General features: G+C 37.2%; 24 protein-coding genes and 1 other annotated feature. Of the genes, 20 read left to right on the plus strand and 4 right to left on the minus strand.

Features of this window, described 5'->3' with window-relative positions; translation table 11 throughout:
• The first annotated feature begins 370 nt into the window (after positions 1-370).
• Positions 371-1,138: a tRNA threonylcarbamoyladenosine dehydratase gene (locus tag RCJ96_RS02520; RefSeq protein ID WP_000903179.1), complete on the plus strand. Its 768-nt coding sequence runs from the start codon at positions 371-373 to the stop codon at positions 1,136-1,138.
• Positions 1,139-1,654: 516 nt separating this feature from the next.
• Here RCJ96_RS02520 and RCJ96_RS02525 read toward each other — a convergent pair.
• Both RCJ96_RS02525 and RCJ96_RS02530 read right to left on the minus strand, forming a co-directional pair.
• Positions 1,655-2,296 carry an RsfA family transcriptional regulator gene (locus RCJ96_RS02525; RefSeq protein WP_316149179.1) on the minus strand — a complete coding sequence of 214 codons (642 nt, stop codon included), beginning with the start codon at positions 2,294-2,296 and terminating at the stop codon, positions 1,655-1,657.
• A 37-nt stretch (positions 2,297-2,333) separates the two neighbouring features.
• Positions 2,334-3,620 carry a replication-associated recombination protein A gene (locus RCJ96_RS02530; protein ID WP_000812935.1) on the minus strand — a complete coding sequence of 429 codons (1,287 nt, stop codon included), beginning with the start codon at positions 3,618-3,620 and terminating at the stop codon, positions 2,334-2,336.
• A gap of 292 nt (positions 3,621-3,912) precedes the next feature.
• Here RCJ96_RS02530 and cymR point away from each other — a divergent pair, with 292 nt between their 5' ends.
• From cymR to RCJ96_RS02565, 7 genes are all read left to right on the plus strand, one after another.
• Positions 3,913-4,329 carry a cysteine metabolism transcriptional regulator CymR gene (gene cymR, locus RCJ96_RS02535; RefSeq protein ID WP_000704116.1) on the plus strand — a complete coding sequence of 139 codons (417 nt, stop codon included), beginning with the start codon at positions 3,913-3,915 and terminating at the stop codon, positions 4,327-4,329.
• A 35-nt stretch (positions 4,330-4,364) separates the two neighbouring features.
• The gene (locus RCJ96_RS02540; RefSeq protein ID WP_000439909.1) at positions 4,365-5,510 is read left to right on the plus strand and encodes a cysteine desulfurase family protein; all 1,146 of its coding nucleotides are present in this window, start codon (positions 4,365-4,367) and stop codon (positions 5,508-5,510) included.
• Positions 5,511-5,526: 16 nt separating this feature from the next.
• On the plus strand, positions 5,527-6,642 hold the full coding sequence (mnmA, locus tag RCJ96_RS02545) for a tRNA 2-thiouridine(34) synthase MnmA (RefSeq protein WP_316149181.1): 1,116 nt from the start codon (positions 5,527-5,529) through the stop codon (positions 6,640-6,642).
• Between the two features lie 110 nt (positions 6,643-6,752).
• Positions 6,753-7,412, plus strand: a complete 660-nt coding sequence (locus tag RCJ96_RS02550; protein WP_000066395.1) for a tetratricopeptide repeat protein — start codon at positions 6,753-6,755, stop codon at positions 7,410-7,412.
• Between the two features lie 95 nt (positions 7,413-7,507).
• A complete protein-coding gene (recD2, locus tag RCJ96_RS02555; protein ID WP_074607709.1) occupies positions 7,508-9,844 on the plus strand; it encodes an SF1B family DNA helicase RecD2 in 2,337 nt (778 codons plus the stop codon).
• A gap of 127 nt (positions 9,845-9,971) precedes the next feature.
• A complete protein-coding gene (locus tag RCJ96_RS02560; RefSeq protein ID WP_000469281.1) occupies positions 9,972-10,160 on the plus strand; it encodes a hypothetical protein in 189 nt (62 codons plus the stop codon).
• A gap of 18 nt (positions 10,161-10,178) precedes the next feature.
• Positions 10,179-10,307, plus strand: coding sequence for a YrzQ family protein (locus tag RCJ96_RS02565; RefSeq protein ID WP_446699719.1), 129 nt, complete (start codon positions 10,179-10,181; stop codon positions 10,305-10,307).
• Between the two features lie 35 nt (positions 10,308-10,342).
• On the opposite strand, the gene RCJ96_RS02570 is transcribed toward RCJ96_RS02565, so the two are convergent.
• Complete coding sequence (locus tag RCJ96_RS02570) at positions 10,343-10,555, minus strand: hypothetical protein (RefSeq protein WP_000242545.1); 213 nt, start codon at positions 10,553-10,555, stop codon at positions 10,343-10,345.
• Between the two features lie 176 nt (positions 10,556-10,731).
• Here RCJ96_RS02570 and RCJ96_RS02575 point away from each other — a divergent pair, with 176 nt between their 5' ends.
• On the plus strand, positions 10,732-11,799 hold the full coding sequence (locus tag RCJ96_RS02575; RefSeq protein ID WP_000793117.1) for an AI-2E family transporter: 1,068 nt from the start codon (positions 10,732-10,734) through the stop codon (positions 11,797-11,799).
• A 38-nt stretch (positions 11,800-11,837) separates the two neighbouring features.
• On the opposite strand, the gene RCJ96_RS02580 is transcribed toward RCJ96_RS02575, so the two are convergent.
• Positions 11,838-12,182 (minus strand): PH domain-containing protein, encoded by a 345-nt coding sequence (locus tag RCJ96_RS02580; RefSeq protein WP_316149186.1) that lies wholly within the window; start codon positions 12,180-12,182, stop codon positions 11,838-11,840.
• A gap of 222 nt (positions 12,183-12,404) precedes the next feature.
• Positions 12,405-12,624 (plus strand) — a binding site (T-box leader).
• Between the two features lie 40 nt (positions 12,625-12,664).
• On the opposite strand from RCJ96_RS02580, the gene alaS reads away from it, so the two are divergent.
• From alaS to RCJ96_RS02635, 11 genes are all read left to right on the plus strand, one after another.
• Positions 12,665-15,307 carry an alanine--tRNA ligase gene (gene alaS, locus RCJ96_RS02585; RefSeq protein ID WP_000811836.1) on the plus strand — a complete coding sequence of 881 codons (2,643 nt, stop codon included), beginning with the start codon at positions 12,665-12,667 and terminating at the stop codon, positions 15,305-15,307.
• 76 nt (positions 15,308-15,383) lie between these two features.
• Positions 15,384-15,650, plus strand: coding sequence for an IreB family regulatory phosphoprotein (locus RCJ96_RS02590; protein ID WP_000348590.1), 267 nt, complete (start codon positions 15,384-15,386; stop codon positions 15,648-15,650).
• Between the two features lie 3 nt (positions 15,651-15,653).
• Complete coding sequence (gene ruvX, locus RCJ96_RS02595; protein ID WP_001221197.1) at positions 15,654-16,067, plus strand: Holliday junction resolvase RuvX; 414 nt, start codon at positions 15,654-15,656, stop codon at positions 16,065-16,067.
• Positions 16,068-16,079: 12 nt separating this feature from the next.
• Entirely contained in the window at positions 16,080-16,358 is a 279-nt protein-coding gene (locus RCJ96_RS02600) for a DUF1292 domain-containing protein (RefSeq protein WP_000392247.1), read from the plus strand.
• 218 nt (positions 16,359-16,576) lie between these two features.
• A complete protein-coding gene (gene mltG / locus RCJ96_RS02605; RefSeq protein ID WP_074607712.1) occupies positions 16,577-17,647 on the plus strand; it encodes an endolytic transglycosylase MltG in 1,071 nt (356 codons plus the stop codon).
• A 202-nt stretch (positions 17,648-17,849) separates the two neighbouring features.
• Positions 17,850-18,491, plus strand: a complete 642-nt coding sequence (locus RCJ96_RS02610; RefSeq protein ID WP_000389089.1) for an O-methyltransferase — start codon at positions 17,850-17,852, stop codon at positions 18,489-18,491.
• Between the two features lie 7 nt (positions 18,492-18,498).
• The gene (locus tag RCJ96_RS02615; RefSeq protein ID WP_000742781.1) at positions 18,499-19,428 is read left to right on the plus strand and encodes a peptidase U32 family protein; all 930 of its coding nucleotides are present in this window, start codon (positions 18,499-18,501) and stop codon (positions 19,426-19,428) included.
• Positions 19,429-19,446: 18 nt separating this feature from the next.
• Positions 19,447-20,727 carry a peptidase U32 family protein gene (locus RCJ96_RS02620; protein WP_000217969.1) on the plus strand — a complete coding sequence of 427 codons (1,281 nt, stop codon included), beginning with the start codon at positions 19,447-19,449 and terminating at the stop codon, positions 20,725-20,727.
• Positions 20,728-20,744: 17 nt separating this feature from the next.
• Positions 20,745-21,383 (plus strand): uridine kinase, encoded by a 639-nt coding sequence (udk, locus tag RCJ96_RS02625; protein WP_000537087.1) that lies wholly within the window; start codon positions 20,745-20,747, stop codon positions 21,381-21,383.
• A 277-nt stretch (positions 21,384-21,660) separates the two neighbouring features.
• The gene (gene greA, locus RCJ96_RS02630; protein WP_000179966.1) at positions 21,661-22,137 is read left to right on the plus strand and encodes a transcription elongation factor GreA; all 477 of its coding nucleotides are present in this window, start codon (positions 21,661-21,663) and stop codon (positions 22,135-22,137) included.
• Positions 22,138-22,229: 92 nt separating this feature from the next.
• Entirely contained in the window at positions 22,230-23,984 is a 1,755-nt protein-coding gene (locus tag RCJ96_RS02635; RefSeq protein WP_316149193.1) for a peptidoglycan D,D-transpeptidase FtsI family protein, read from the plus strand.
• Positions 23,985-24,011 lie beyond the last annotated feature (27 nt).

A 24,011-nucleotide genomic window follows, 5' to 3' on the forward strand; every position in this document is an offset into this window, starting at 1 on the left:
TACACGGCGCTCCTCCTGGCATACGTGCCTCGATCTGCTCGGCCCTCTGAATCCTCCTTTTTAAACGTGTATTGGAAGGAAGTTTAAAAAGTCCGGTCCAGATGGCTGTCGCATCTCGTCGTTACGTATGCTAGTCCGGTGCTCGAGTAGTAACGCTACACTGCGCTCCTCCTGGCTTCAGCGCCTCGATCTGTTCGGTTCTTTAAACCCTCTTTGTTAAACGTGTATTTAGGAAGAAATAAAATTCTGGTCTATGTTTTCATTCTCGAAATATGTATTTTTAGGAATTCTATAACTTTTTCTATACAAATAGTCGGAAAAACGCTAGAATACATGGTAGACCATTTTTGTAATAGGAGTGTAGAGCTGAATGTTACATCAATTTTCACGTAATGAATTAGCCTTCGGTAAAGAAGGACTTGAAATATTAAAAAATAGTACAGTCGGTATTTTAGGAATTGGCGGCGTAGGTTCTTTTGCAGCTGAAGCGTTAGCACGTTCTGGAGTTGGGCGTCTCGTATTAGTAGATAAAGATGTTGTAGATATTACAAACGTAAACCGTCAAATTCACGCTTTAGTATCTACTGTAGGACGTTCAAAAGTAGAATTAATGAAAGAGCGTATTGCAGACATTAACCCAGAGTGTGAAGTAATTGGACTAGAAATGTTTTACACAGATGAAACATATGAAGAGTTCTTTAAGTACGGTTTAGACTTTGTAGTGGATGCATCTGATACGATTACGTTCAAAATTCATTTAATTAAACAATGTTTACGTCGTAAAATTAAAATTATCTCAAGTATGGGTGCAGCAAATAAAATGGATCCGACTCGTTTCCGTATTGCAGACATCTCTAAAACACATACAGATCCAATTGCGAAAGTAATTCGTACGAAGCTTCGTAAAGAGGGTATTAAAAAAGGTGTAAAAGTTGTCTTCTCTGATGAAAACCCAATCGTAATTCGTGAAGAAGTACGTAAAGAAATTGTACCAGACGAAAATGCAAAAATTCGTAAAGCGAAATTACCACCTTCATCAAATGCATTCGTACCATCTGTGGCAGGCTTAATTATGGCAAGTCACGTTGTACGTGAACGCATTAAAAATGTAGAAGTGAAACGTGTAGGGCAAGAATAAAGTGAAAGCATATATCCATTTTCGGATATATGCTTTTCTATTATATTTTAAAGAACTGCTGATATTTGCAATACTAATACTTCAAGTGTAAGTAATCCTAATAAAAAATAATCATATTTGTTCGATTTATAAGCTGACGTCTTTTTTAAACTATGAATGGTAAAAAGACCTAATATTAGGACGAGAATGCCAAGCGTTATTTTGAAGACTATTAATGAAATAGCAATCATCTCCCTTCGATCGTATATGTTCATATTAACATTTAAGTGAAAAATATCCAATTAATCTTAAGTATTTATTTTTATAACAAATCGACTTATTTTGTCAACATTTGTCGGTAAATCGATGTTCCTTGTCGAATAGTCGATATAATTAAAAAATCTTTGATATATTGTAAGTTACGATAGATATATTCGAAAAATCGTCGATATAATTTCATTTACCAATATGCTATCCACCGAAGAGACAAAAAAAGGATGTCACTTAGCCGGAAAATTGGGCTAGGTGACATCTTTTTTAATTCTCTGCAGAATAAATAATATCTAAGTTTCCATTTTGATCTGTTTTGAAAATCGGAGCAATTTGCTCTTCTTGTTCTTCAACTGAAACAAGTTTTCGAGCACGGTCCATAATTCTAACGAGCATTGCGTAATCTTCTTCGATTGCTTGTTGTTTTTTTGTGAGTGCGGCTAATTTAGTTTCAAGCTCATCATTCGTTTTTTGCAAGGAAGTGAGCTGAGTTTGTAGTACATCATTTTCAGTTTGTAACTTTGTGAGTGAAGGGTTGGTATGCTCTAAGTTTTGCAAAAACGAGATGACATTTTGCATTGTAAGTTCTTGTTTACTTGGCGCAATATCTTCTGAAAACTCAGCATCGATTACGAGTTGTTTCGTTTTCGTGAAATGCTCTTTTTCTATTTTAGCTTCAGAGCGCTTTAATTCTTTCCGTTGTTTTTTTGCAAGTTGCACCGCATCTTCGTAGTTCGGTCTCACTTCAGCATTCCATCTAAATCCGCAAGCTGCGGAAGTCCGGTTTAAAGCATCGCCGACTTCATCGAATGCTTTTATTTGTGTACTGCCGCTGCGAATATGCCGTAAAACAGTTTCGGCTAAAAGGAGATCGTCTTCTTTTGTCCATGCATCTTGACGTGTTTTCATAAGCGAAGCCTCCATAATGGTGACGTTTTCGCTTATGTTACCCTTTATTTTTCGTTTTATTCGAACTTTGTAATCTTTCATATACAGTAGAAAGTGCTTGTTCAAATTTCCCTGTCGTTTTCGGTTTATAATATTGTTTGTTTTTTATTTTATCAGGTAAGTATTGTTGTTGTACCCAGCCATTTGGTTGGTCGTGTGGGTATAAGTATCCAATGCCTCTTCCAAGTGCCTCTGCGCCTTTATAATGACTATCTTTTAAATGACTTGGAATGTCTCCTGTTTGACCGTTACGTAAATCGTGTAATGCAGCATCAAGTGCTTTATAAGCTGAGTTCGATTTGGGTGATAAGCAAAGCTCGATAACAGCATTTGCAAGTGGTATGCGTGCTTCTGGGAATCCAACTCGTTCCGCTGATTCTATAGCTGCTAGCGTACGTGGTCCAGCTTGCGGGCTAGCAAGTCCAATATCTTCATATGCCATAATAAGAAGACGTCTACCGATGCTTTGTAGGTCACCAGCTTCAATAAGACGTGCTAAATAGTGAAGTGCTGCATTTACATCACTTCCGCGCACCGATTTTTGAAATGCCGATAATACGTCATAATGAGCATCTCCGCCTTTGTCATGAACGAAGCTCTTTTTTTGTAAGCATTCTTCGGCGATTTCTAGCGTAATTTCCGCAGCTTTATCATCAGTTGTAAAGCTAGATAAAACAGCTAGTTCCAGTGCATTATAAGCGGAACGCATATCTCCGCCTGATGCATTTGCGAAGTGATGTAATGCTTCAGGCGTAACAGTTACATCGTATTCCCCAAGACCTTTTTCTTTATCTTCAAGTGCTCGTTTTAAGCCAATTAAAAGATCATCTTCTGTTAATGCATGTAATTCGAAGATTTGACAACGACTTCGAATAGCAGAATTAATAGCATGGAACGGATTACTCGTCGTTGCACCAATTAAAGTAAGGAGTCCACTTTCTAAATGGGGTAATAAAAAATCCTGTTTTGCTTTATCTAGACGGTGTACTTCATCTAAAATTAAAACGAGGTGTCGATGCATCTTTGCCTCTTGTACGACAACTTCCATATCTTTTTTATTATGAGTAACAGCGTTTAATAGGCGAAAAGGGGTTCCGGTACTTCCGGCAATTGCGCTCGCGATAGATGTCTTTCCAGTGCCTGGAGGGCCATATAAAATCATAGATTGAAAATGATTCGCTTGGACCATTCGCCATAAAATTTTTCCTTCGCCAACTAAATGTTGTTGTCCGATAATTTCTTGAATATTTGTAGGGCGCATTCGATGTGCGAGTGGTTGTTTCATATTTACCGTCTCCCTTAATGTATAATCTCTTTCTATCGTATCATTTTTTTTAGTGGAATTTGAAATAGGATGCTGTTTTGTGGGAAAAATGAATATGAATATTTTCATTTTTCTTTCAATTGTAATAATTTCCGAGTTTTTCAATGTGATTTTATGTTATCATTTTGATACACAAGTTGAAATTTCTTATAATACTATATTATGCTATAATTTCATAGGATTTTAAATTGTGTTCTTTTATAAATAAGATATAACCAATAGAAGTGAAAATTTGAAAAGAGGTGCAAAATAGATGAAGATTTCAACGAAAGGCCGCTACGGCTTAACAATTATGATCGATCTTGCAAAAAAGTTTGGTGAAGGTCCGATTTCATTAAAATCAATTGCGCAGGCACATGACTTATCTGAGCATTACTTAGAGCAATTAATTTCACCACTTCGTAACGCGCGTCTAGTAAAGAGTACACGCGGGGCATATGGCGGATATGTATTATCAGATCAGCCGGCTAACATTACAGCTGGGGATGTAATCCGTGTATTAGAGGGTCCGATTAGTGTTGTAGAAATGATAGAAGAAGAAGAGCCAGCGCAACGCCAATTATGGATGCGTGTTCGTGATGCGGTGCAAGAAGTGTTAGATAGTACAACGTTAGAAGATTTAGTACGTTATGAGGAAGAAAATCACGGGGGCTATATGTTTTACATTTAATTCCTTGTGAAACGATTTGGAAAGAAGGAGATTTAATGGAACGCATTTACTTAGATCATGCTGCGACATCTCCGACTCACCCAGAAGTGGTCGAAAAGATGATTCCATATATGACAGAAACATTCGGAAACCCGTCTAGTATTCACTTTTATGGACGTCAAACGCGCCATGCAGTAGATGAGGCGAGACGCGCATGTGCACGTAGCATTCATGCGAATCCGAATGAAATTATATTTACGAGCGGTGGTACAGAAGCTGATAATTTAGCACTTATCGGTGTAGCGCGTGCGAACCGTCATAAAGGTAACCATATTATAACGACGCAAATTGAACATCATGCAATTTTGCATACGTGTGAACTGTTAGAGCGTGAAGGGTTTGAAGTGACATATTTACCTGTTGATGAAACAGGACGCGTTCAAGTTTCTGACATACAAAAGGCATTGACAGAAGAGACGATTCTTGTATCTGTTATGTTTGGGAATAATGAAGTTGGGACGATGCAACCAATTGCAGAAATAGGTAAGCTGCTAAAAGAGCATCAAGCTTATTTCCATACAGATGCGGTACAAGCTTACGGTCTAGTAGAAATTAATGTGAAAGAGTTTGGTATTGATTTATTATCGATCTCAGCTCATAAAATTAACGGACCAAAAGGTGTCGGGTTCTTATACGCTGGTGCAAATGTGAAATTTGAACCGTTATTAATAGGCGGAGAGCAGGAAAGAAAACGCCGTGCTGGTACTGAAAATGTGCCAAGTATTGTTGGTTTACAACATGCAATTTTGCTAGCTGAAAAAACTCGTGAGCAAAAAAATGCCCAATATGAAGAGTTTAAAGATATAATGGTATCTGTCTTCCAAAATGAAGACATTACTTTCGAGGTAAACGGAAACTTAGAATATCGCTTACCACATGTGCTTAATATTAGTTTTACAGGAATGAACATTGAACCGTTTCTTGTGAACTTAGACTTAGCTGGCATTGCAGTATCAAGTGGTTCGGCGTGTACAGCTGGTTCGATTGATCCATCACATGTATTAGTGGCGATGTTCGGAAAAGACTCCGATCAAATACGTTCATCCGTACGCTTTAGTTTCGGACTTGGAAATACGAAAGAGCAAATTGAGAAAGCGGCGTACGAAACAGTGAAAATCGTGAAGCGATTAACACAAAATTAGCATGGGAGGTGACATGATGAACAAACTACCTCACGAAACACGTGTTGTCATCGGGATGTCCGGTGGCGTTGATTCATCTGTGGCGGCTCTTTTATTAAAAGAGCAAGGTTATGATGTAATCGGAATTTTTATGAAAAACTGGGATGATACAGATGAGAATGGTGTCTGCACAGCAACAGAAGATTACAATGATGTAATTGAAGTGTGTAACCAAATTGGTATTCCGTATTATGCAGTAAACTTTGAAAAACAATACTGGGATAAAGTATTTACGTACTTCTTAGATGAATACCGAGCTGGTCGTACACCAAACCCAGATGTAATGTGTAACAAAGAAATTAAATTTAAAGCATTTTTAGAGCATGCCATTGCGCTTGGTGCTGATTATGTAGCGACAGGTCATTATGCACGCGTTGCTTATATGGACGGCGAATATAAAATGCTTCGCGGCGTTGATGACAATAAAGACCAAACGTATTTCTTAAATCAATTAAGCCAAGAGCAATTATCAAAAACAATGTTCCCGCTTGGTGAACTGAAGAAACCACAAATTCGTGAAATGGCGAAAGAAGCTGGTTTAGCGACAGCGGCGAAGAAAGATAGTACTGGTATTTGCTTCATTGGTGAGCGTAACTTTAAAGATTTCTTAAGTAACTATTTACCAGCACAACCAGGTGTGATGCAAACATTATCTGGTGAAGTGAAAGGAAGGCATGACGGTTTAATGTACTATACAATTGGACAACGTCATGGTCTTGGTATTGGCGGTAACGGTGATCCGTGGTTTGCTGTTGGGAAAAACTTGAAAGAAAACATTTTATATGTTGATCAAGGATTCCATAACGAACTTCTATATGGCGACGAAGTTATTGCTACCAATGTTGGCTGGGTAAGTAATGAAGCGAAAGAAAAAGAATTTAAGTGCACAGCGAAATTCCGTTATCGTCAAGAAGACAATAAAGTAACGGTTCAAATCGTTGATGAAAATACAGTTCGTATTCTTTGTGACGAGCCAATTCGTGCAATTACACCAGGACAAGCAGTTGTTTTCTATGATGGAGATGAGTGCTTAGGCGGTGCTACAATTGATGAAGTGTACCGTAGCGGTAAGAAACTGGATTATTTAGGATAAAACGAGAAGCCTCTGCCGATTCGCGGTTAGAGGTTTCTTTTACATAAGGCGAATTTTCGTTCGCTTGGAAAATACATTCTTTGTTATAATTTGTTGTAGAGGTGAAGGACATGTCAAACAAACTTGAAACAGGTATTCAATATATGCAAGAAGGAAACTGGGAAGAAGCTGCTAAAAATTTCACAGAAGCAATCGAAGAAAATCCGAAAGATGCGCTTGGGTATATTAATTTTGCAAACTTATTAGATGTATTAGGTGACAGTGAGAGAGCAATTTTATTTTATAAACGTGCATTAGAGTTAGATGATAAATCTGCGGCTGCTTATTATGGATTAGGGAACGTATATTACGGTCAAGAGCAATTTGCAGAGGCGAAAGCTGTATTTGAACAAGCGATGCAAGCTGGATTACAATCAGCTGATGTAACATTTATGCTAGGTATTACGCATGTGCAACTTGGAAATGATCGTCTAGCACTGCCGTTTTTACAAAGAGCAACAGAATTAGATGAAAACGATGTAGAAGCTGTGTTCCAGTGCGGACTTTGTTTTGCACGATTAGAACATATTCAAGAGGCGAAACCTTATTTTGAAAAGGTATTAGAAATGGATGAAGAGCACGCGGATGCGTATTATAATTTAGGTGTTGCGTACGTGTTTGAAGAAAATAACGAGAAGGCTCTTGCTTTATTTAAGAAAGCAACTGAAATTCAGCCAGATCACTTTTTAGCTGGTAATGGTGTTCGTTTATTAGAGCAAGAAGCTGAATAAGAAAAATATTGTTTAATGGGTAGTTATCCCTCATCTAAAGAGGTGGGGGATGTACTGCTCATTAAAGTGAAACGAAACCGGAAAGGAGAGGAAAGATGGGAAATCAACATGCAATGGATTTGTTTGAGGAAGAGAAAAAGTTTATAAAAGCGCAAGTTCTTCATACCATTTTCCACAACGAAGAAAACCTCTATTCCGTTGTCAGTATGAAAGTCATTGAAACGAATGAAACGTACGACGAAAAAAAAGTGATGATAAACGGTCATTTTCCCCGCATGCATGAAGATGAAGTGTTTACGTTGACAGGACATTTTAAAGACCATCCGAAGTATGGGAAACAATATTTAGTTGAAACGTTTAAGAAAGAATTGCCGCAAACAAAAGCAGGTATGGTGCAATATTTAGCGAGTGATTTATTTAAAGGGATAGGAAAACGTACAGCTGAAAAAATTGTGGACCATCTAGGGGAACATGCTATTTCTAAAATTATGGATGATCCTGAGGCTTTAAACGGTGTTGTTAACAAACAAAAAGCGCAAGAAATATATGAGACAATTGTTGAACATCAAGGATTAGAGAAAGTAATGAGTTTTTTAAATGGTTACGGTTTTGGAACGAAGCTTTCTATTAAGATTTATCAGCAGTATAAAGAGATGACATTAGAAGTGATTCGGAATAACCCATATCAGCTTATTGAAGAAGTGGATGGGATTGGATTTGGAAGAGCGGATGATATCGGACGTGCGTTAGGTATATCGGGTAATCATGATGATCGTGTACGCGCGGGATGTTTTTATACGTTAGAGAATGTATCATTACAACTTGGTCACGTTTATATGAGAAAAGATCAACTTATGAGAGAAACGATGTCACTTTTAAATAATCAAGAAGGAAGAGTGACAGAGGAAGACATTATAAGCTGTATTGAAATGATGCAAAGTGAAGGGAAAGTCATCATCGAAGAAGAGCGAGTATATTTGGCATCGTTATTCTATTCTGAAAAAGGTGTTGTAAAGTCTATTCGCAGGCTCATGAATCAGGAAGAAACACCTTCATTTCCTGAAGCAGAAGTGTTAAAGACGTTAGGTGAAATTGAAGAACAATTGAACGTACAGTATGCACCGCTTCAGCAAGAAGCAATTCAAACGGCACTTCATAAACCGATGATGTTATTGACGGGTGGACCAGGAACGGGAAAAACAACAGTTATTAAAGGAATTGTTGAAATGTATGCGTCACTTCACGGGCTATCGTTAAATCCGAATGAATATAGTGATGATAATCCATTTCCGATACTATTAACAGCTCCAACAGGAAGAGCAGCGAAGCGAATGAGTGAATCAACAGGGCTTCCAGCTTGCACAATTCACCGTTTACTTGGATGGACGCCAGAAGGGTCTTTCCAGCGTAATGAAACAGATCCGGTACAAGGGAAATTACTCATTATTGATGAATTTTCAATGGTTGATATTTGGCTTGCAAATCAGCTGTTTAAGTCATTGCCGACTAACATTCAAGTTATCGTTGTAGGCGATGAAGATCAATTACCATCTGTAGGACCTGGGCAAGTATTGAAAGATTTATTAAATGCAGGTGCAGTTCCAACAGTAAAGCTTACTGAAATTTATCGTCAAGCGGAAGGTTCATCAGTGATTCAACTTGCCCATGCGATAAAAAATGGAACGCTCCCACCAGATTTAGCGCAAAATCAAAAAGATCGTTCATTTATCGGCTGCACAGGAGCTCAAATTGTTGAGGTTGTTAAGAAGGTTTGCGAAAACGCTAAGACAAAAGGGTTTAGCGCAAGAGATGTACAAGTATTGGCCCCGATGTATCGTGGACCGGCTGGTATTAATGTACTAAACGAAGCGTTGCAAGAAGTGTTTAATCCGAAAAGAGAAAAGAGTAAAGAAATTGCTTACGGTGATGTTGTATACCGAAGAGGCGATAAAGTTTTACAACTCGTTAATCAGCCGGAGAGCCAAGTATTTAATGGTGATATCGGCGAAATTGTTTCGGTGTTTTATGCGAAAGAAAACGTTGAGCAACAAGATATGATTATCGTTTCATTTGATGGAATTGAGGTAACATATACAAAACCAGATTTAAATCAAATTACACATGCTTATTGCTGTTCCATTCATAAATCGCAAGGTAGTGAGTTTCCGATTGTGATTATGCCGATAGTGAAAAGTTATAATCGTATGTTACGTCGTAATTTAATTTATACTGGTATTACAAGAAGTAAGAAGTTCCTTATTATTTGCGGGGAGGAAGCTGCTTTTCAGTCTGGTGTAAATCGCCTTGATGATGCAATGCGTCAAACGACTTTAGCTAGCCGCTTGCAAGAATCACAAGGAGAAGTACAGATGGTAACGGTTAATGGCGAAGAAATGGACGTGGAAAACATTTCACCGTATGATTTCATGTAACAAGGTGAAATTATATAGTGAAACTTTCAAACGTATAACGTTGAAAGGATCCAGCAATGTATAAATGAATGCAGTTTGGACATAATGGCGAATAGAATCCGGGAGACTGTAAGGAGATGAACGCCATATGTTTATTTGTCCAAATTGCAAAGGGAAAGACATTGGAAAAATAGGTGTCAACCAATTTTATTGCTGGAATTGTTATATCGAATTATCGGTTTCAAAGGGGAAAATCCATACGCATCAAGTAGAAGAAGATGGTTCACTAAGCTCTCTTGATGATTTATTTGATGAGAATGAAAGAACGATCGGATAACGAAAAGGGGGATTTACTTTGAATCTACGCAATTCATTAATCGCATTAGGTGTTGGAGCGGCAGCATATCAATATGTTCGCAAACAAGATGTATTTTCAAAACGCAATATGAAAAAAGCACGTAAGATGATTAAATCTTATTTATAAGCGTAAAAAACTCCCTTCATGATAAGGGAGTTTTTTTATGCACTTGTATGCAAATATAAAAGTCCAATTTCAGAGAAGAGATAAGATAGGCCGTAACATCCAACGCCAAGCATTCCGTAATGAAATAATTGCTTCGCTTTTTCTTTTCGTGAGGAACGAACAAAGAAGCCTTTCCAAATACCAAACCCGATACAAATCCATTCAAGAATCATAAAAAGTGCAGATAATATGAGCATAAATAAAACCATTATGAGCCCTCCTGATTATATTGTTTCATGCTGCATTCTCAGGGGTGGTTGTCCTTGTTACGTTATGTATATGTACGTCTTTACAAAACAGTATGGTCTGCACAAAAAGATTTTAAAACTTTTGCACATAACCTACCCTATTTATTTTCACAATAAAGGTGGAGGAGGTTTTTCGTGTGAAGAATCTTAAAATCATTTGGATATACCGTTTAGGATTATTGTTACTTGTCTTTCTTTGTTTGCTCGTCTTTTTAAAAATTAAGCCGCTATGGGCACCGATTATTTTTGTATGTAAAGTGGCCATTACACCGTTTCTTATTGCATGTTTTATTGCGTATTTATTGCATCCTTTAATTGAAAAAATTCATAAGGAAGGGATGCCGCGCACACTCGCTATTTTGCTTATTTACATCCTTTTCTTTGGTGGAATTGGTTATGGAATTTACAAAGGAACTCCGGTTGTGATTAAGCAATTACAAGAAATCAATGAACAATTCCCGCAGTTTACAAAGATGTATGATTCGTGGATGGATGGTGTTACAGAACAAACAGCGAATTTCCCGTCATTTATTCATGAAAAGGTGAAACAAATTTTTGTCGGAGTAGAGACGAAGATACAAGCGCTTTTAAATAAAGTGATGAGCACAGCTCGTGGTGTACTAGATTCGTTACTCATTATTTTCTTAATTCCGTTCATTGTATTTTACATATTAAAAGATTACGGCGAGTTTTATCATATCTTTTGGAAACTAGTCCCGAGTAAGTGGCGTAGTACGGGGCAAATGTTGGCGAAAGAAATTGATAAGTCACTCGGAAGTTATATTCGCGGACAGTTATTCGTTTGTTTAGTATTAGGAGGAGTATCGGTTCTTTCTTTTTGGTTTATCGGTATGAAATATCCATTATTACTTGGCATCATCATCGGGATAACAGATATAATCCCATACTTTGGCCCTATTTTAGGAGCGATTCCAGCGTTGATGATTGCAGCAACGGTATCAACAAGTTTACTCATTAAAGCGGGGATTACGATTGCTATTTTGCAATTCGTAGAAAGTAACATTTTATCCCCTTATATCGTTGGTAAGTCGCTTCGCATGCATCCTGTTATTATTATGCTTGCATTATTAGTTGGGGGAGAAGTGGCAGGAATTGTAGGGTTATTAATATCAGTTCCTATTTTAGCGGTCATTCGTACAGTAATCGTTCATGTAAGGCCTCTTTGGAAAAAAGAAGATGTGTAATAGGAAGGCCCTCTACTTATAAAAGTAGAGGGCTATCATTATTTAGAGAGTTGCTCATTTATTTTTTGAAGGAGAGAGCTTACATCATTTGTTTGAATATGTTTTATTTTTTTCCATTCATTATCGTACATAAATACAATTTGATTGCTGAAAAGCCACTTTTGCTTTTTTAAATTTGAAATTTTCGCGAAAGCGTACTCTTCAAATAAAGGGTTCTTACTTACATCTGGTCCATAAAAGAAGAGCCGTTTGTCTGTTAAAATTAGCAATCCTGGCCTTGCGACGGAACGATAAATAAATATGTCTAGTGAACAGGCTACGTAAAACAATATTGTTTCATCAGTCGTTAACATATTTGTAGCTTTGTTCAATAAGGTCGTCATTATAATCGCTCCTTTATTATTAATAATTTAATTATAACAAAAATAAAATATTCAGAAAAGTACGTGGGAGTAGTACAATTTGTTAATACATGCATAATATATGAAAAGGCTGTTAAGAATGAATAGTAGAATAGCTATGATTAATAAGTAATTGATATAATATAAATGATTATCTACATTGACAAACTTAAGAGAATTCTATTATATTTAGTCATATAATACATTAAATCAATGATGGAACAAGTACGTTACAGTCCATTTATAGAGAGAAGCTTCCATATGGCTGAAAGAAGCTTTAAATGAAGGGTAACAGAAAGCTAATCCTGAGAGCAGCTAATCACTGCCGTCTTGCCACGTTACGGCACCATGAGGTGATGAATTGATTGTTATAGTAATCAATTCATAATTAGGGTGGTATCGCGAGTTAACTCTCGTCCCTTTTATAGGGGCGGGAGTTTTTTATATTTAAGGAGGAAAATACAATGAAACAACTAACAGGCGCACAAATTCGTCAAATGTTTTTAGACTTTTTCCAAGAAAAAGGACATGCAGTAGAACCTAGTGCATCACTAGTTCCACATGAAGATCCATCTCTTCTATGGATTAACAGTGGTGTAGCAACATTAAAAAAATATTTTGATGGACGTGTAATCCCGCAAAATCCACGTATTACAAATGCTCAAAAATCAATTCGTACAAACGATATTGAAAACGTAGGGAAAACAGCTCGTCACCATACATTCTTTGAAATGTTAGGGAACTTCTCAATCGGCGATTACTTCAAAGAAGAGGCAATTACTTGGGCTTGGGAATTTTTAACGAGCGACAAATGGATTGGATTCGATAAAGAATTACTATCCGTTACAATTCATCCAGAAGATGAAGAAGCATTCACAATTTGGAATGAGAAAATGGGTGTTCCAAAAGAGCGTATTATCCGTTTAGAAGAAAACTTCTGGGATATCGGTGAAGGACCAAGTGGACCGAATACAGAGATTTTCTATGACCGCGGAGAAGCTTACGGTAATGACTTTAGTGACCCAGAATTATATCCAGGCGGAGAAAACGAGCGTTACTTAGAAGTATGGAACCTTGTATTCTCTCAATTTAACCATAATCCAGACGGTTCATATACACCACTTCCTAAGAAAAACATTGATACAGGGATGGGTCTAGAGCGTATGACATCTATCGTTCAAGATGTGCCTACAAACTTTGACACAGACTTATTCATGCCAATGATTGGTGCAACAGAAACAATCTCTGGCGAGAAATATCGTAATGGTGACTTAGAAAAAGATATGGCGTTTAAAGTAATCGCTGACCATATCCGTACAGTAACATTCGCTGTTGGTGACGGTGCTCTTCCATCTAACGAAGGCCGTGGTTATGTGTTACGTCGTTTATTACGCCGTGCTGTTCGTTACTCTAAGAAATTAAACATTAACCGTCCGTTCATGTTTGAATTAGTACCGGTTGTTGGAGAAGTAATGAAAGACTTCTATCCAGAAGTACTTGAAAAGAAAGATTTCATCGCAAAAGTTGTGAAAAATGAAGAAGAGCGTTTCCATGAAACACTTCATGATGGGGAAGCAATTTTAGCTGAAGTTATCGCAAAAGCTAAAGAAGAAAAAACAACTGTTATTTCTGGAGTAGATGCGTTCCGTCTATATGACACATACGGCTTCCCAATTGAATTAACAGAAGAATATGCAGAAGAAGCTGGTATGACAGTTGATCATGAAGGCTTTGAAAATGAAATGGAAAAACAACGTGAGCGCGCACGTGCTGCTCGTCAAGATGTTGATTCTATGCAAGTTCAAGGCGGTGTCCTTGGAGAAGTGAAAGTAGCGAGCGAGTTCGTTGGTTACGGTACAGTTGCAACAGAAAGTAACGTTGTTGCACTTGTGAAAAACGGTGAATACACAGACAGCTTACAAGTTGGTGAAGAAGGACAATTAATGCTTGATGTAACACCATTCTATGCTGAGAGCGGTGGACAAATTGCAGACCGTGGTTACCTTCTTGCTGATGGCGTGAAAGTTCTTGTAAAAGACGTACAAAAGGCACCAAACGGCCAAAACTTGCACAAAGTTGTTGTGGAAGAAGGTACGTTAACGAAAGATGCAGCTGTAAAAGCTATTATCGATACGAAAAACCGTAGTAGTGTTGTGAAAAACCATACAGCAACTCACTTACTACACCAAGCATTAAAAGATGTACTTGGAACGCACGTTAACCAAGCGGGTTCTCTTGTAACTTCTGAACGTTTACGCTTTGACTTCTCTCACTTCGGTCAAGTACAAGCTGACGAATTAGAAAAAATTGAGCGTATTGTAAACGAGAAAATTTGGGAAAGTATTGATGTTGAGATTTCTCAAAAAGCAATCGAAGAAGCGAAAGAAATGGGCGCAATGGCATTATTCGGTGAAAAATATGGTGATGTTGTACGCGTTGTACAAGTTGGCGATTATAGCTTAGAGCTTTGCGGTGGTTGTCACGTTGATAACACAGCTTCTATCGGTATTTTCAAAATCGTTGCTGAGTCAGGTATCGGTGCAGGAACTCGTCGTATTGAAGCAGTAACTGGTAAGTCTGCTTATGAATTAATGAACGATCAAGTAGGTTTATTAAAAGAAGCAGCTGGAAAAATGAAAACAAATCCGAAAGATATTTTAACAAGAGTAGATGGTTTATTCGCTGAAGTAAAACAACTACAAAAAGAAAACGAATCTCTTGCAGCAAAATTAAGCAATATTGAAGCTGGAAACTTAACTGATTCAGTAATGACAGTTGATGGCGTGAACGTATTAGCGGCAAAAGTAAATGTTGCAGATATGAACAACTTACGTACGATGATGGATGACCTGAAAAATAAATTAGAATCTGCAGTTGTCGTATTAGCATCTGTAAATGATGATAAAGTAAACATCTTAGCTGGCGTAACGAAAGATTTAATTAGCCAAGGATACCATGCTGGTAAACTTGTGAAAGAAGTAGCTTCTCGTTGTGGCGGTGGCGGTGGCGGCCGTCCTGATATGGCACAAGCGGGCGGTAAAAACCCAGCGCAAGTTGAGGAAGCTTTAGCATTTGTACAAGAGTACGTTAAATCTGTTTCAAAATAAAGAGATAGTAGTGTACAATGGTAGGGAGAGGAGAAGTTCTTCTCCCTATACTTACTATATAAGTGAGGTGCTTGAAATGGACGGTTTTGATAAAACAATGAAGTTTAGCATTCAAGATGAAAAACAGAGTGTCCATGTAAATGATGTACTTTTAACTGTGTATGATGCACTTCAAGAAAAAGGCTATAATCCGATTAACCAAATCGTCGGTTATTTATTAAGTGGAGACCCAGCATACATACCTCGCCATAAAGATGCACGAAGCATCATTCGCAAGCTTGAACGTGATGAATTAATTGAAGAGCTTGTGAAGTCTTACTTGAAACATCATCGTGAGGAGTAATTTATGCGGATATTAGGTTTAGATGTAGGTACAAAAACAGTCGGAGTTGCAATTAGTGACGAAATGGGCTGGACAGCGCAAGGGCTTGAAACAATCAAGATTAACGAAGAACGAGGTCAATTTGGTTTTGACCGCATTTCTGAGTTAGTAAAACAGTATGATGTGGACAAGATAGTAGTAGGTTTACCTAAAAATATGAATGGTACAATTGGCCCGCGTGGTGAAGCATGCCAACAATTTGCAGAAAACCTACGAGAGCTGTTACAATTAGACGTTGTAATGTGGGACGAGCGTTTGTCAACGATGGCAGCGGAACGTCTACTCATTTCAGCCGATGTAAGCCGTAAGAAGCGAAAGCAAGTAATTGATAAGATGGCTGCAGTCGTAATCTTACAAGGATTTTTAGATAGTAAATAAGAGGTGACCAAAATGGAAGAAAATCAAATTACAATTGTAGACGAAAAAGGTAACGAACATTTATGTGAAATTATTTTCACTTTTGACGCTGAAAAATTTGGCAAAAAATCATACGTAGTCTTCTCTCCAATCGGTGAAGTAGACGAAGATGGAGACCAAATTTATGATGCAATGGCTTATGAGCAAAATGAAGAAGAGGGCGGAACTTTACTTCCAATCGAATCTGAAGAAGAGTGGGAAATGGTACAAGAAATGTTCAACACTCTAGCTGATGAGCAAGAAGCTGAATAATAAGTACTGAAAAGGTGGACGATATATCGTCCACCTTTTTTTATATGTAAAATGAAAGATTTTTTTGTCGAAACTGCGTAATCCTTTGTAGTATAATGAGACGGATTGTAGAAAAATAAAATATCTGTCAAAAATGATAGGTAAGTTTATTGTGATTTTTCATCATGTTGTATAGAAAGATGTACATATGGCCTACAATTGAATAAGGAGGAAGAGTTTTGATAGAGAATCAAGTGAAAAAGAAGCGTAGACGCATTTTTTTATTTTCGATTATTGCACTGCTTTTAGTTTGTGGTTCAGTCTATGCGTATATTTCATCCGCATTAGGACCAGTTGATAGCGGGAATAAAAAAGAGATTGAAGTAGAAATTCCAAAGGGATCATCTACTAGTAAAATTGGTGAGATTTTAGAAGAAAAAGGTGCTGTGAAAAACGGTACAGTTTTTAGTTTTTATACAAAGGCTAAATCTAAAAATTTACAAGCGGGTACATATTTATTAAATCCTTCAATGAGTGCGAAAGATGTAATGGAGCAAATGTCATCTGGTAATGTACATCGTCCAGCTCTTTATAAAGTGACGATAAAAGAAGGAGCACAAGTAACTGAAATTGCAGAAACGGTTGCAAACGAATTAAAGTGGAATAAAGATGATGTCGTACGTCAATTAAACGATAAAGCATTTATTCAAAAAATGCAGCAAAAGTATCCAAAGTTGTTAACCGATAAAATCTTTGATAGCAATATTAAATATCCATTAGAAGGTTATTTATATCCTGCGACGTACTCTTTCTATAAAAAAGATACGACGTTAGAAGAAGTTGTAATTCCAATGCTTGAAAAAACGAATGCAATCATTGTTCAAAACGAGGCAAAAATGAAAGCGAAAAACTGGGATGTTCACCAGCTTTTAACATTTTCTTCACTTATTGAAGAAGAGGCAACAGGCTTTACAGATCGTCAAAAGATCTCTAGTGTCTTTTATAATCGTTTAGCAAAAGGCATGCCACTGCAAACTGATCCGACGGTATTATATGCACTTGGAAAGCATAAACAACGTGTGTTATACGAAGATTTAAAGGTTAACTCACCGTACAATACGTATGTTGTGAAAGGATTGCCTGTCGGTCCGATTGCAAACTCTGGCAAACATTCGGTGGAAGCGGCGTTAGAACCTGCGCAAACAGAGTATTATTATTTCTTAGCTGCACCAACTGGTGAAGTGTATTATGCGAAAACATTGGAAGAGCATAATGCATTAAAGCAAAAATATATTACGAAAAAGCAGTGAAATGGGGAGGGATAGCGAAAAAGGTCGCACATCCCTCTTTTTTGTGGTAAAATATATCGGGTTAAAAACTGGCAGAAGAATCGTTTTTAATATCAAAACGGGACGTACAAGCTAAGGGTAAAGCTGGCTTGTATTTTTATTGCATTCTATGTGTGAAAAGACGTCATAGAGGCACTTCTCCATGTAAATAAGGAGGACCATTATGGAGGATGCAGTTAACGAGTACCTATTATCATTTATTGATCCGAAAGATAAATTAATTCTTGAAATGGAAGACTATGCGAAAGAAAATCATGTGCCAATTATGGATCGACTTGGAATGGAATTTATGTTGCAATTTTTACGTTTAATTGGACCGAAGAGTATTTTAGAGCTTGGTACAGCAATTGGCTATTCTAGCATTCGTATGATGCAAGCTATTCCAAATTCTCGCATTGTGACAGTTGAGCGCAATCGCGATCGATATGAAAAAGCACTTGAATATATAGAACGTTCACCAGTTAAAGAGCGTATTTCCGTTATTTATGGTGATGCGTTAGAAACAGGCGAGCAAGTAGAAGAACATGGAACATTTGACGTTATTTTTATTGATGCAGCAAAAGGACAATATCGTCGCTTTTTTGATTTATATGAACCATTATTAAATCCTGGTGGCGTAATTATTTCAGATAATGTTATGTACCATGGCCTTGTAACGACAAAAGAGAAAATTGAAAACAGGCGTACACGTGGTTTAATCCGTCGTATTAAGACGTACAATGAATGGCTTATGAACCATGAAGGATATGATACAACGATTTTCCCAATTGGTGATGGAGTAGCTGTTAGTAAAAAGAAAGGGTGACCAAGGTATGAAGAAACCAGAATTGTTAGTAACACCAAAAGCAGTGGCGGATATCGAACCTCTTGCGAAAGCAGGAGCAGATGCGGTAATGATCGGTGAGCAAAAGTTTGGTTTACGTTTAGCAGGGGAATTTTCACGTGAAGATGTGAAACAAGCTGTGAAGATTGCACATGAAAATGGTGTAAAAGTATACGTAGCAATGAACGCTATGTTCCACAACGATAAAGTAGAAGAATTAACAGACTATGTTGCATTTTTAAACGAAGTACATGTAGATGCAATTGTTTTCGGAGATCCAGCAGTATTAATGGCGGTTCGCGAAGTAGCGCCAAATATGCAATTGCACTGGAATACAGAAACAACAGCAACAAACTGGTTTACTTGTAACTACTGGGGACAAAGAGGAGCAAAACGTGCTGTATTAGCTCGCGAGCTTAGCTTAGATGAAATTGTTGAATTAAAAGAAAATGCTGAAGTGGAACTTGAAGTACAAATTCACGGTATGACTTGTATGTTCCAATCGAAGCGTTCATTAGTAGGAAACTACTTTGAGTATCAAGGACGTCATCTTGACATTGAAAAGAAAAAATATGAAGAGAATATGTTCTTATATGACCCAGAGCGTAACAATAAATATCCAATTTATGAAGATGAAAATGGTACTCACATTATGAGTCCAAACGATATTTGTTTCATCGATGAGTTAGAAGAGCTAATTGATGCTGAAATTGATAGCTTAAAAGTTGATGGTGTACTAAAAAGCTCTGCATACATTATTGAGGTAACGAAGAAATATCGTAAAGCAATTGATTTATGTGTAGAAGATCGTGATGCGTATTACGACGTGAAAGACGACTTATATAAAGAGATAGAAGAAATGCAACCGGTGAATCGTCCGTTAGATACAGGATTCTTCTTTAAAGAGACGGTTTACTAAACGAGGAGGGTGTAGGAAATGACTGTACAAGAAATTTCACGAGTGATCGATGGCAAACGCGTTATTGTGAAGAAACCTGAACTGTTAATCCCTGCGGGTAACTTAGAAAAATTAAAAGTAGCTATCCATTACGGGGCAGATGCTGTATATTTAGGTGGACAAGAATTTGGTCTTCGTTCGAATGCAGGTAACTTTACACTGGAAGAAATGGCAGAAGGTGTGGAATTTGCAAAGAAATATGGAGCGAAAATATATGTAACAACAAATATCTTTGCACATAATGAAAATATGGACGGGCTAGAGGAATATTTAAAAGGGATTGAAAAAGCTGGCGTAACGGGAATTATCGTTGCTGATCCGCTTATCATTGAGACTTGTAAACGTGTAGCGCCTTCTGTTGAGGTGCATTTAAGCACACAGCAATCACTATCCAACTGGAAAGCAGCACAGTATTGGAAAGAGGAAGGTTTACATCGTCTTGTATTAGCTCGTGAAGCAAGCTATGAAGAAATGAAAGAGATTAAAGAAAAAGTGGATATTGAAATTGAAGCATTCGTCCATGGTGCAATGTGTATCGCATATTCAGGAAGATGTACGCTAAGTAACCATATGACAGCGCGTGACTCTAACCGTGGTGGTTGTTGTCAATCTTGTCGCTGGGATTATGATTTAGTTCAAACAGTATCACAACATAAAGATGCGAAAGAGCTTCCTCTATTCCAAGAAGAAGATGCTCACTTTGCAATGAGTCCAAAAGACTTAAATTTAATTTTATCAATTCCGAAAATGATTGAAATTGGAATTGATAGCTTAAAAGTTGAAGGACGTATGAAATCAATCCATTACGTAGCTACTGTAGCGACAGTATACCGTAAAGTAATTGATGCATATTGTGCGGATCCTGATAACTTTGAGTTTAAACAAGAATGGTTAGATGAGCTTGATAAATGTGCAAATCGTGATACAGCTCCTGCATTCTTTGAAGGGGTTCCAGGACATCAAGAGCAAATGTTTGGAAATCATAGTAAGAAAACAACGTATGATTTCGCTGGTTTAGTGTTAGATTATAATGAAGAAACGGGCATCGTAACGATTGAGCAACGTAATCATTTCAAACCAGGACATGAAGTGGAGTTCTTTGGGCCAGAAATAGAAAACTTTACGCAAACGGTGGAGAAAATTTGGGATGAGGATGGAAACGAATTAGATGCAGCGAGACATCCGTTGCAAATCGTGAAATTCAAAGTGGATCAACCAGTGTATGTGAATAATATGATGCGCAAAAGCATACTTCAATAAGAAAGAGTGATAGTCGAATGGGGACGAATAAGCCTGTTGTAATTGGAATTGCTGGTGGTTCAGGGTCAGGTAAGACAAGTGTAACGAAAGCGATTTTTGACCATTTTAAAGGTCATTCCATTTTAATCTTAGAGCAAGATTATTATTACAAAGATCAAAGCCATTTACCAATGGAAGAGCGTTTAAAAACAAATTATGATCATCCATTAGCGTTTGATAATGATTTGTTAATTGAACATTTGCAGCAGTTGCTTGCATATAAACAAGTAGAGAAACCTGTATATGACTATACATTGCATACGCGTTCAGATGAAATTATTCCAGTTGAGCCGAAAGATGTAATCATTTTAGAAGGAATTCTTATTTTAGAAGACCCACGTCTTTGTGAGTTAATGGACATTAAGTTATTCGTTGATACAGATGCTGACCTTCGTATTTTACGCCGCATGCAGCGTGATATTAAAGAACGTGGTCGTACGATGGATTCAGTTATTGATCAATATGTAAATGTTGTACGTCCAATGCACAATCAATTTATTGAGCCTTCTAAGAAATTTGCGGATATTATTATCCCTGAAGGTGGACAAAACCACGTTGCAATTGATATTATGGTTACAAAAATTGCAACAATTCTTGAACAAAAAGTAAATTTGTAATAGCATAGTAAAAGATATACGGTAGGAAGGGATTTTTTCCCTTCCTATCGAATACAATGAAACATGCAACCTCATCTATATATAGGTGAGGGCATATTTATATCAACTTTCCATACATATCTTCTTTATATAAAGAAGAATTGGGAATACGGGGTTGTATGTGACAACTCCGCTAGTACAGGCGTGCTAGAAACCTCCGCTTTACATATAAGCGGGGGAGTTTTCATATGGAACTCCTCTTTTTTCGGGGGATTGGTATATAAAAGGAGTGGAAAATATGGCAACAGAAAAAACATACCCTATGACGCAAGAGGGTAAGCAAAAGCTAGAGAACGAACTTGAAGATTTAAAAACGGTAAAACGTAAAGAAGTTGTAGAGCGCATTAAGATTGCACGTAGCTTCGGAGATCTTTCTGAGAACTCTGAGTATGATGCAGCGAAAGATGAGCAAGCGTTCGTAGAAGGACGTATTACACAATTAGAAAACATGATCCGTAACGCAGTTATCATCACAGATAATGGCGAAGAATCTACTGTTGTTACATTAGGTAAGACAGTAACATTTAAAGAATTACCAAATGGAGATGAAGAAGCTTACACAATCGTAGGTAGTGCGGAAGCAGATCCATTTGAAGGAAGAATTTCTAACGATTCTCCAATCGCGAAAAGCTTATTAGGTAAGCAAATTGGTGAGAAGGTAGCAATCCAAACACCAGGTGGAGAAATGCAAGTAGAGATTATCTCTGTAAAATAATTAAAAATCACTCGTGTAAAAGCGAGTGATTTTTTTATTTGTATAAAAGATGAAACACTCCGTCCAAACTATAATAGACGAGGTGTTTTTTTATGAAAATAAAACGGAGAATTACAATTGTTTTAATTTGTTTTATATGTGTCATGTTTATATTACTTTGTCGTTTAATTCAAATACAAATTATCGATACGGAATCATTTACGGATCGTAAGATTAATTTAATTGAAAAAAGTGTTACACAGCGGACGCAATCCATTACGTTAGATGATGGACGAGGCCATTTTATAGATCGTAATGGTCAGGAAATAGGTGAGAAAAAGTATCCTGTTTTAATTATTTTTCCCTTTCTACAAATAAAAAATGACATGTTAGAGAAGATTGCGCATATCATTGGTATGTCGAGACAAGAGATTGAAAGTCAAATGAAAGATAAGAAAAGTGCATTTATTATGCAAAGAGGAAATGGACCATTTCGCTTGGCACGAGAGCAGATGGAGAAGGTGAATCAATTAAATATATTAGGCATTGTAGCAGCTGAAGTTCGTTTGCGGCAAACTAGCGTGATGAATCATTTAATTGGCAATGTGGGTGAGAATGAACGAGAATTTCAAAAACGGTACGGAGAAGTAAGAAAAATTTCAAAACAAACACCGATTGGCATTTCAGGATTGCAGCAATCATTTGATGAATTTCTTTTGACTGATGGAGAGGCAAAAGTATTGTATCAAGTGGACCGGCAAGGAGAACCGATTTTTGGAAAACAAGCGAAATATACATCACCTGGAAATCCATTTTATCCAGTGACGATTCAAACTACTTTACATAACGAGTTACAGAAGAAAGCAGAAGAAGTAGTTGAAGCAAGTGAAATAAAGAAGGGAGGAGTAGTGCTACTTGATGTAAAGAAAAATGAAATTTTAGCGATGGTCAGCAAACCATCTGTACAGGTGAAAGATGAGAGTTTATATAAAACTACACTTGAAAATCAAATGTTAACACCACATTTTCCCGGTTCTGTTTTTAAAACAATAGTTGCAGCGGCAGTGATTGATCAAAATAAAAATGTTTTTAATCGCGCATTTAATTGTAATAAAGATTTATATGGTGAAGACCACCCAAAAGTTATGATGGGTACACTTAGTTTTAAAGAGAGCTTTGCTAGAAGTTGTAACAGGACATTTTCAGAGTTAGGCAACGAGTTAATACAAAAGGATAGGATGGTGTTAGAAACTTATGTAGCGGCTTTAGGAGGCGCTGATAAGGTTGGATGGAGAGGTTCTGTATTTCATACAACTCATTTTGAACAAATGCCAGAGGAGAAGAGTGCTACGATTTGGCGGAGTGAAGGAAATAAGAATAGTAAAAAGGCGGTAGCGCAAACAGCAATTGGACAGAAAGATGTACGCATGTCACCTCTAGCGATTGCAAATATGATGGCGACGATTGCTAGAGGTGGAGAAAAGATGGAAGTGAAAGCTGTTGAAAAAATAATATACAAAAATGGAACGGATTTTTATACATTTGAAGACCATACATTAGGTGGGAAACAGCTTTCATATGAAACAGTGAAAACATTACAACAGTTATTAAGGAGCGTTGTAACAACGGAGAAAGGTACAGGAGCAGCATTTAGTTCATTACCATTAAGCGTTGCTGGAAAATCTGGGACAGCACAAACAGGAAAAGGAACGAAAGAGAATCGTTGGTTTGCAGGTTATTTTCCATATGAAAATCCAAGATATGCTTTAGTTGTCGTGGATATAGAAACGAATAGCAATGTAAATGCAGTTACACCTATTTTTAAAGCAATCGTAGAATCAATCTATCGATTAGAGAATGAAAAGTAATCTTGCAATTCATAGTGAAATGTTTTC

The sequence above is a fragment of the Bacillus sp. BSL6 genome (genome assembly GCF_052928345.1).

What these genes read in the sequence shown, in the direction of transcription:
- udk (WP_000537087.1), top strand. Translation starts at nt 20,745, where the DNA reads ATGGGGACGAATAAGCCTGTTGTAATTGGAATTGCTGGTGGTTCAGGG.
- RCJ96_RS02550 (WP_000066395.1), top strand. Translation starts at nt 6,753, where the DNA reads ATGTCAAACAAACTTGAAACAGGTATTCAATATATGCAAGAAGGAAAC.
- RCJ96_RS02530 (WP_000812935.1), bottom strand. Translation starts at nt 3,620, where the DNA reads ATGAAACAACCACTCGCACATCGAATGCGCCCTACAAATATTCAAGAA.
- RCJ96_RS02525 (WP_316149179.1), bottom strand. Translation starts at nt 2,296, where the DNA reads ATGAAAACACGTCAAGATGCATGGACAAAAGAAGACGATCTCCTTTTA.
- ruvX (WP_001221197.1), top strand. Translation starts at nt 15,654, where the DNA reads ATGCGGATATTAGGTTTAGATGTAGGTACAAAAACAGTCGGAGTTGCA.
- alaS (WP_000811836.1), top strand. Translation starts at nt 12,665, where the DNA reads ATGAAACAACTAACAGGCGCACAAATTCGTCAAATGTTTTTAGACTTT.
- RCJ96_RS02615 (WP_000742781.1), top strand. Translation starts at nt 18,499, where the DNA reads ATGAAGAAACCAGAATTGTTAGTAACACCAAAAGCAGTGGCGGATATC.
- mnmA (WP_316149181.1), top strand. Translation starts at nt 5,527, where the DNA reads ATGAACAAACTACCTCACGAAACACGTGTTGTCATCGGGATGTCCGGT.
- cymR (WP_000704116.1), top strand. Translation starts at nt 3,913, where the DNA reads ATGAAGATTTCAACGAAAGGCCGCTACGGCTTAACAATTATGATCGAT.
- RCJ96_RS02580 (WP_316149186.1), bottom strand. Translation starts at nt 12,182, where the DNA reads ATGACGACCTTATTGAACAAAGCTACAAATATGTTAACGACTGATGAA.
- RCJ96_RS02600 (WP_000392247.1), top strand. Translation starts at nt 16,080, where the DNA reads ATGGAAGAAAATCAAATTACAATTGTAGACGAAAAAGGTAACGAACAT.
- RCJ96_RS02610 (WP_000389089.1), top strand. Translation starts at nt 17,850, where the DNA reads ATGGAGGATGCAGTTAACGAGTACCTATTATCATTTATTGATCCGAAA.
- RCJ96_RS02560 (WP_000469281.1), top strand. Translation starts at nt 9,972, where the DNA reads ATGTTTATTTGTCCAAATTGCAAAGGGAAAGACATTGGAAAAATAGGT.
- RCJ96_RS02590 (WP_000348590.1), top strand. Translation starts at nt 15,384, where the DNA reads ATGGACGGTTTTGATAAAACAATGAAGTTTAGCATTCAAGATGAAAAA.
- recD2 (WP_074607709.1), top strand. Translation starts at nt 7,508, where the DNA reads ATGGGAAATCAACATGCAATGGATTTGTTTGAGGAAGAGAAAAAGTTT.
- RCJ96_RS02620 (WP_000217969.1), top strand. Translation starts at nt 19,447, where the DNA reads ATGACTGTACAAGAAATTTCACGAGTGATCGATGGCAAACGCGTTATT.
- RCJ96_RS02570 (WP_000242545.1), bottom strand. Translation starts at nt 10,555, where the DNA reads ATGGTTTTATTTATGCTCATATTATCTGCACTTTTTATGATTCTTGAA.
- greA (WP_000179966.1), top strand. Translation starts at nt 21,661, where the DNA reads ATGGCAACAGAAAAAACATACCCTATGACGCAAGAGGGTAAGCAAAAG.
- RCJ96_RS02635 (WP_316149193.1), top strand. Translation starts at nt 22,230, where the DNA reads ATGAAAATAAAACGGAGAATTACAATTGTTTTAATTTGTTTTATATGT.
- RCJ96_RS02540 (WP_000439909.1), top strand. Translation starts at nt 4,365, where the DNA reads ATGGAACGCATTTACTTAGATCATGCTGCGACATCTCCGACTCACCCA.
- RCJ96_RS02520 (WP_000903179.1), top strand. Translation starts at nt 371, where the DNA reads ATGTTACATCAATTTTCACGTAATGAATTAGCCTTCGGTAAAGAAGGA.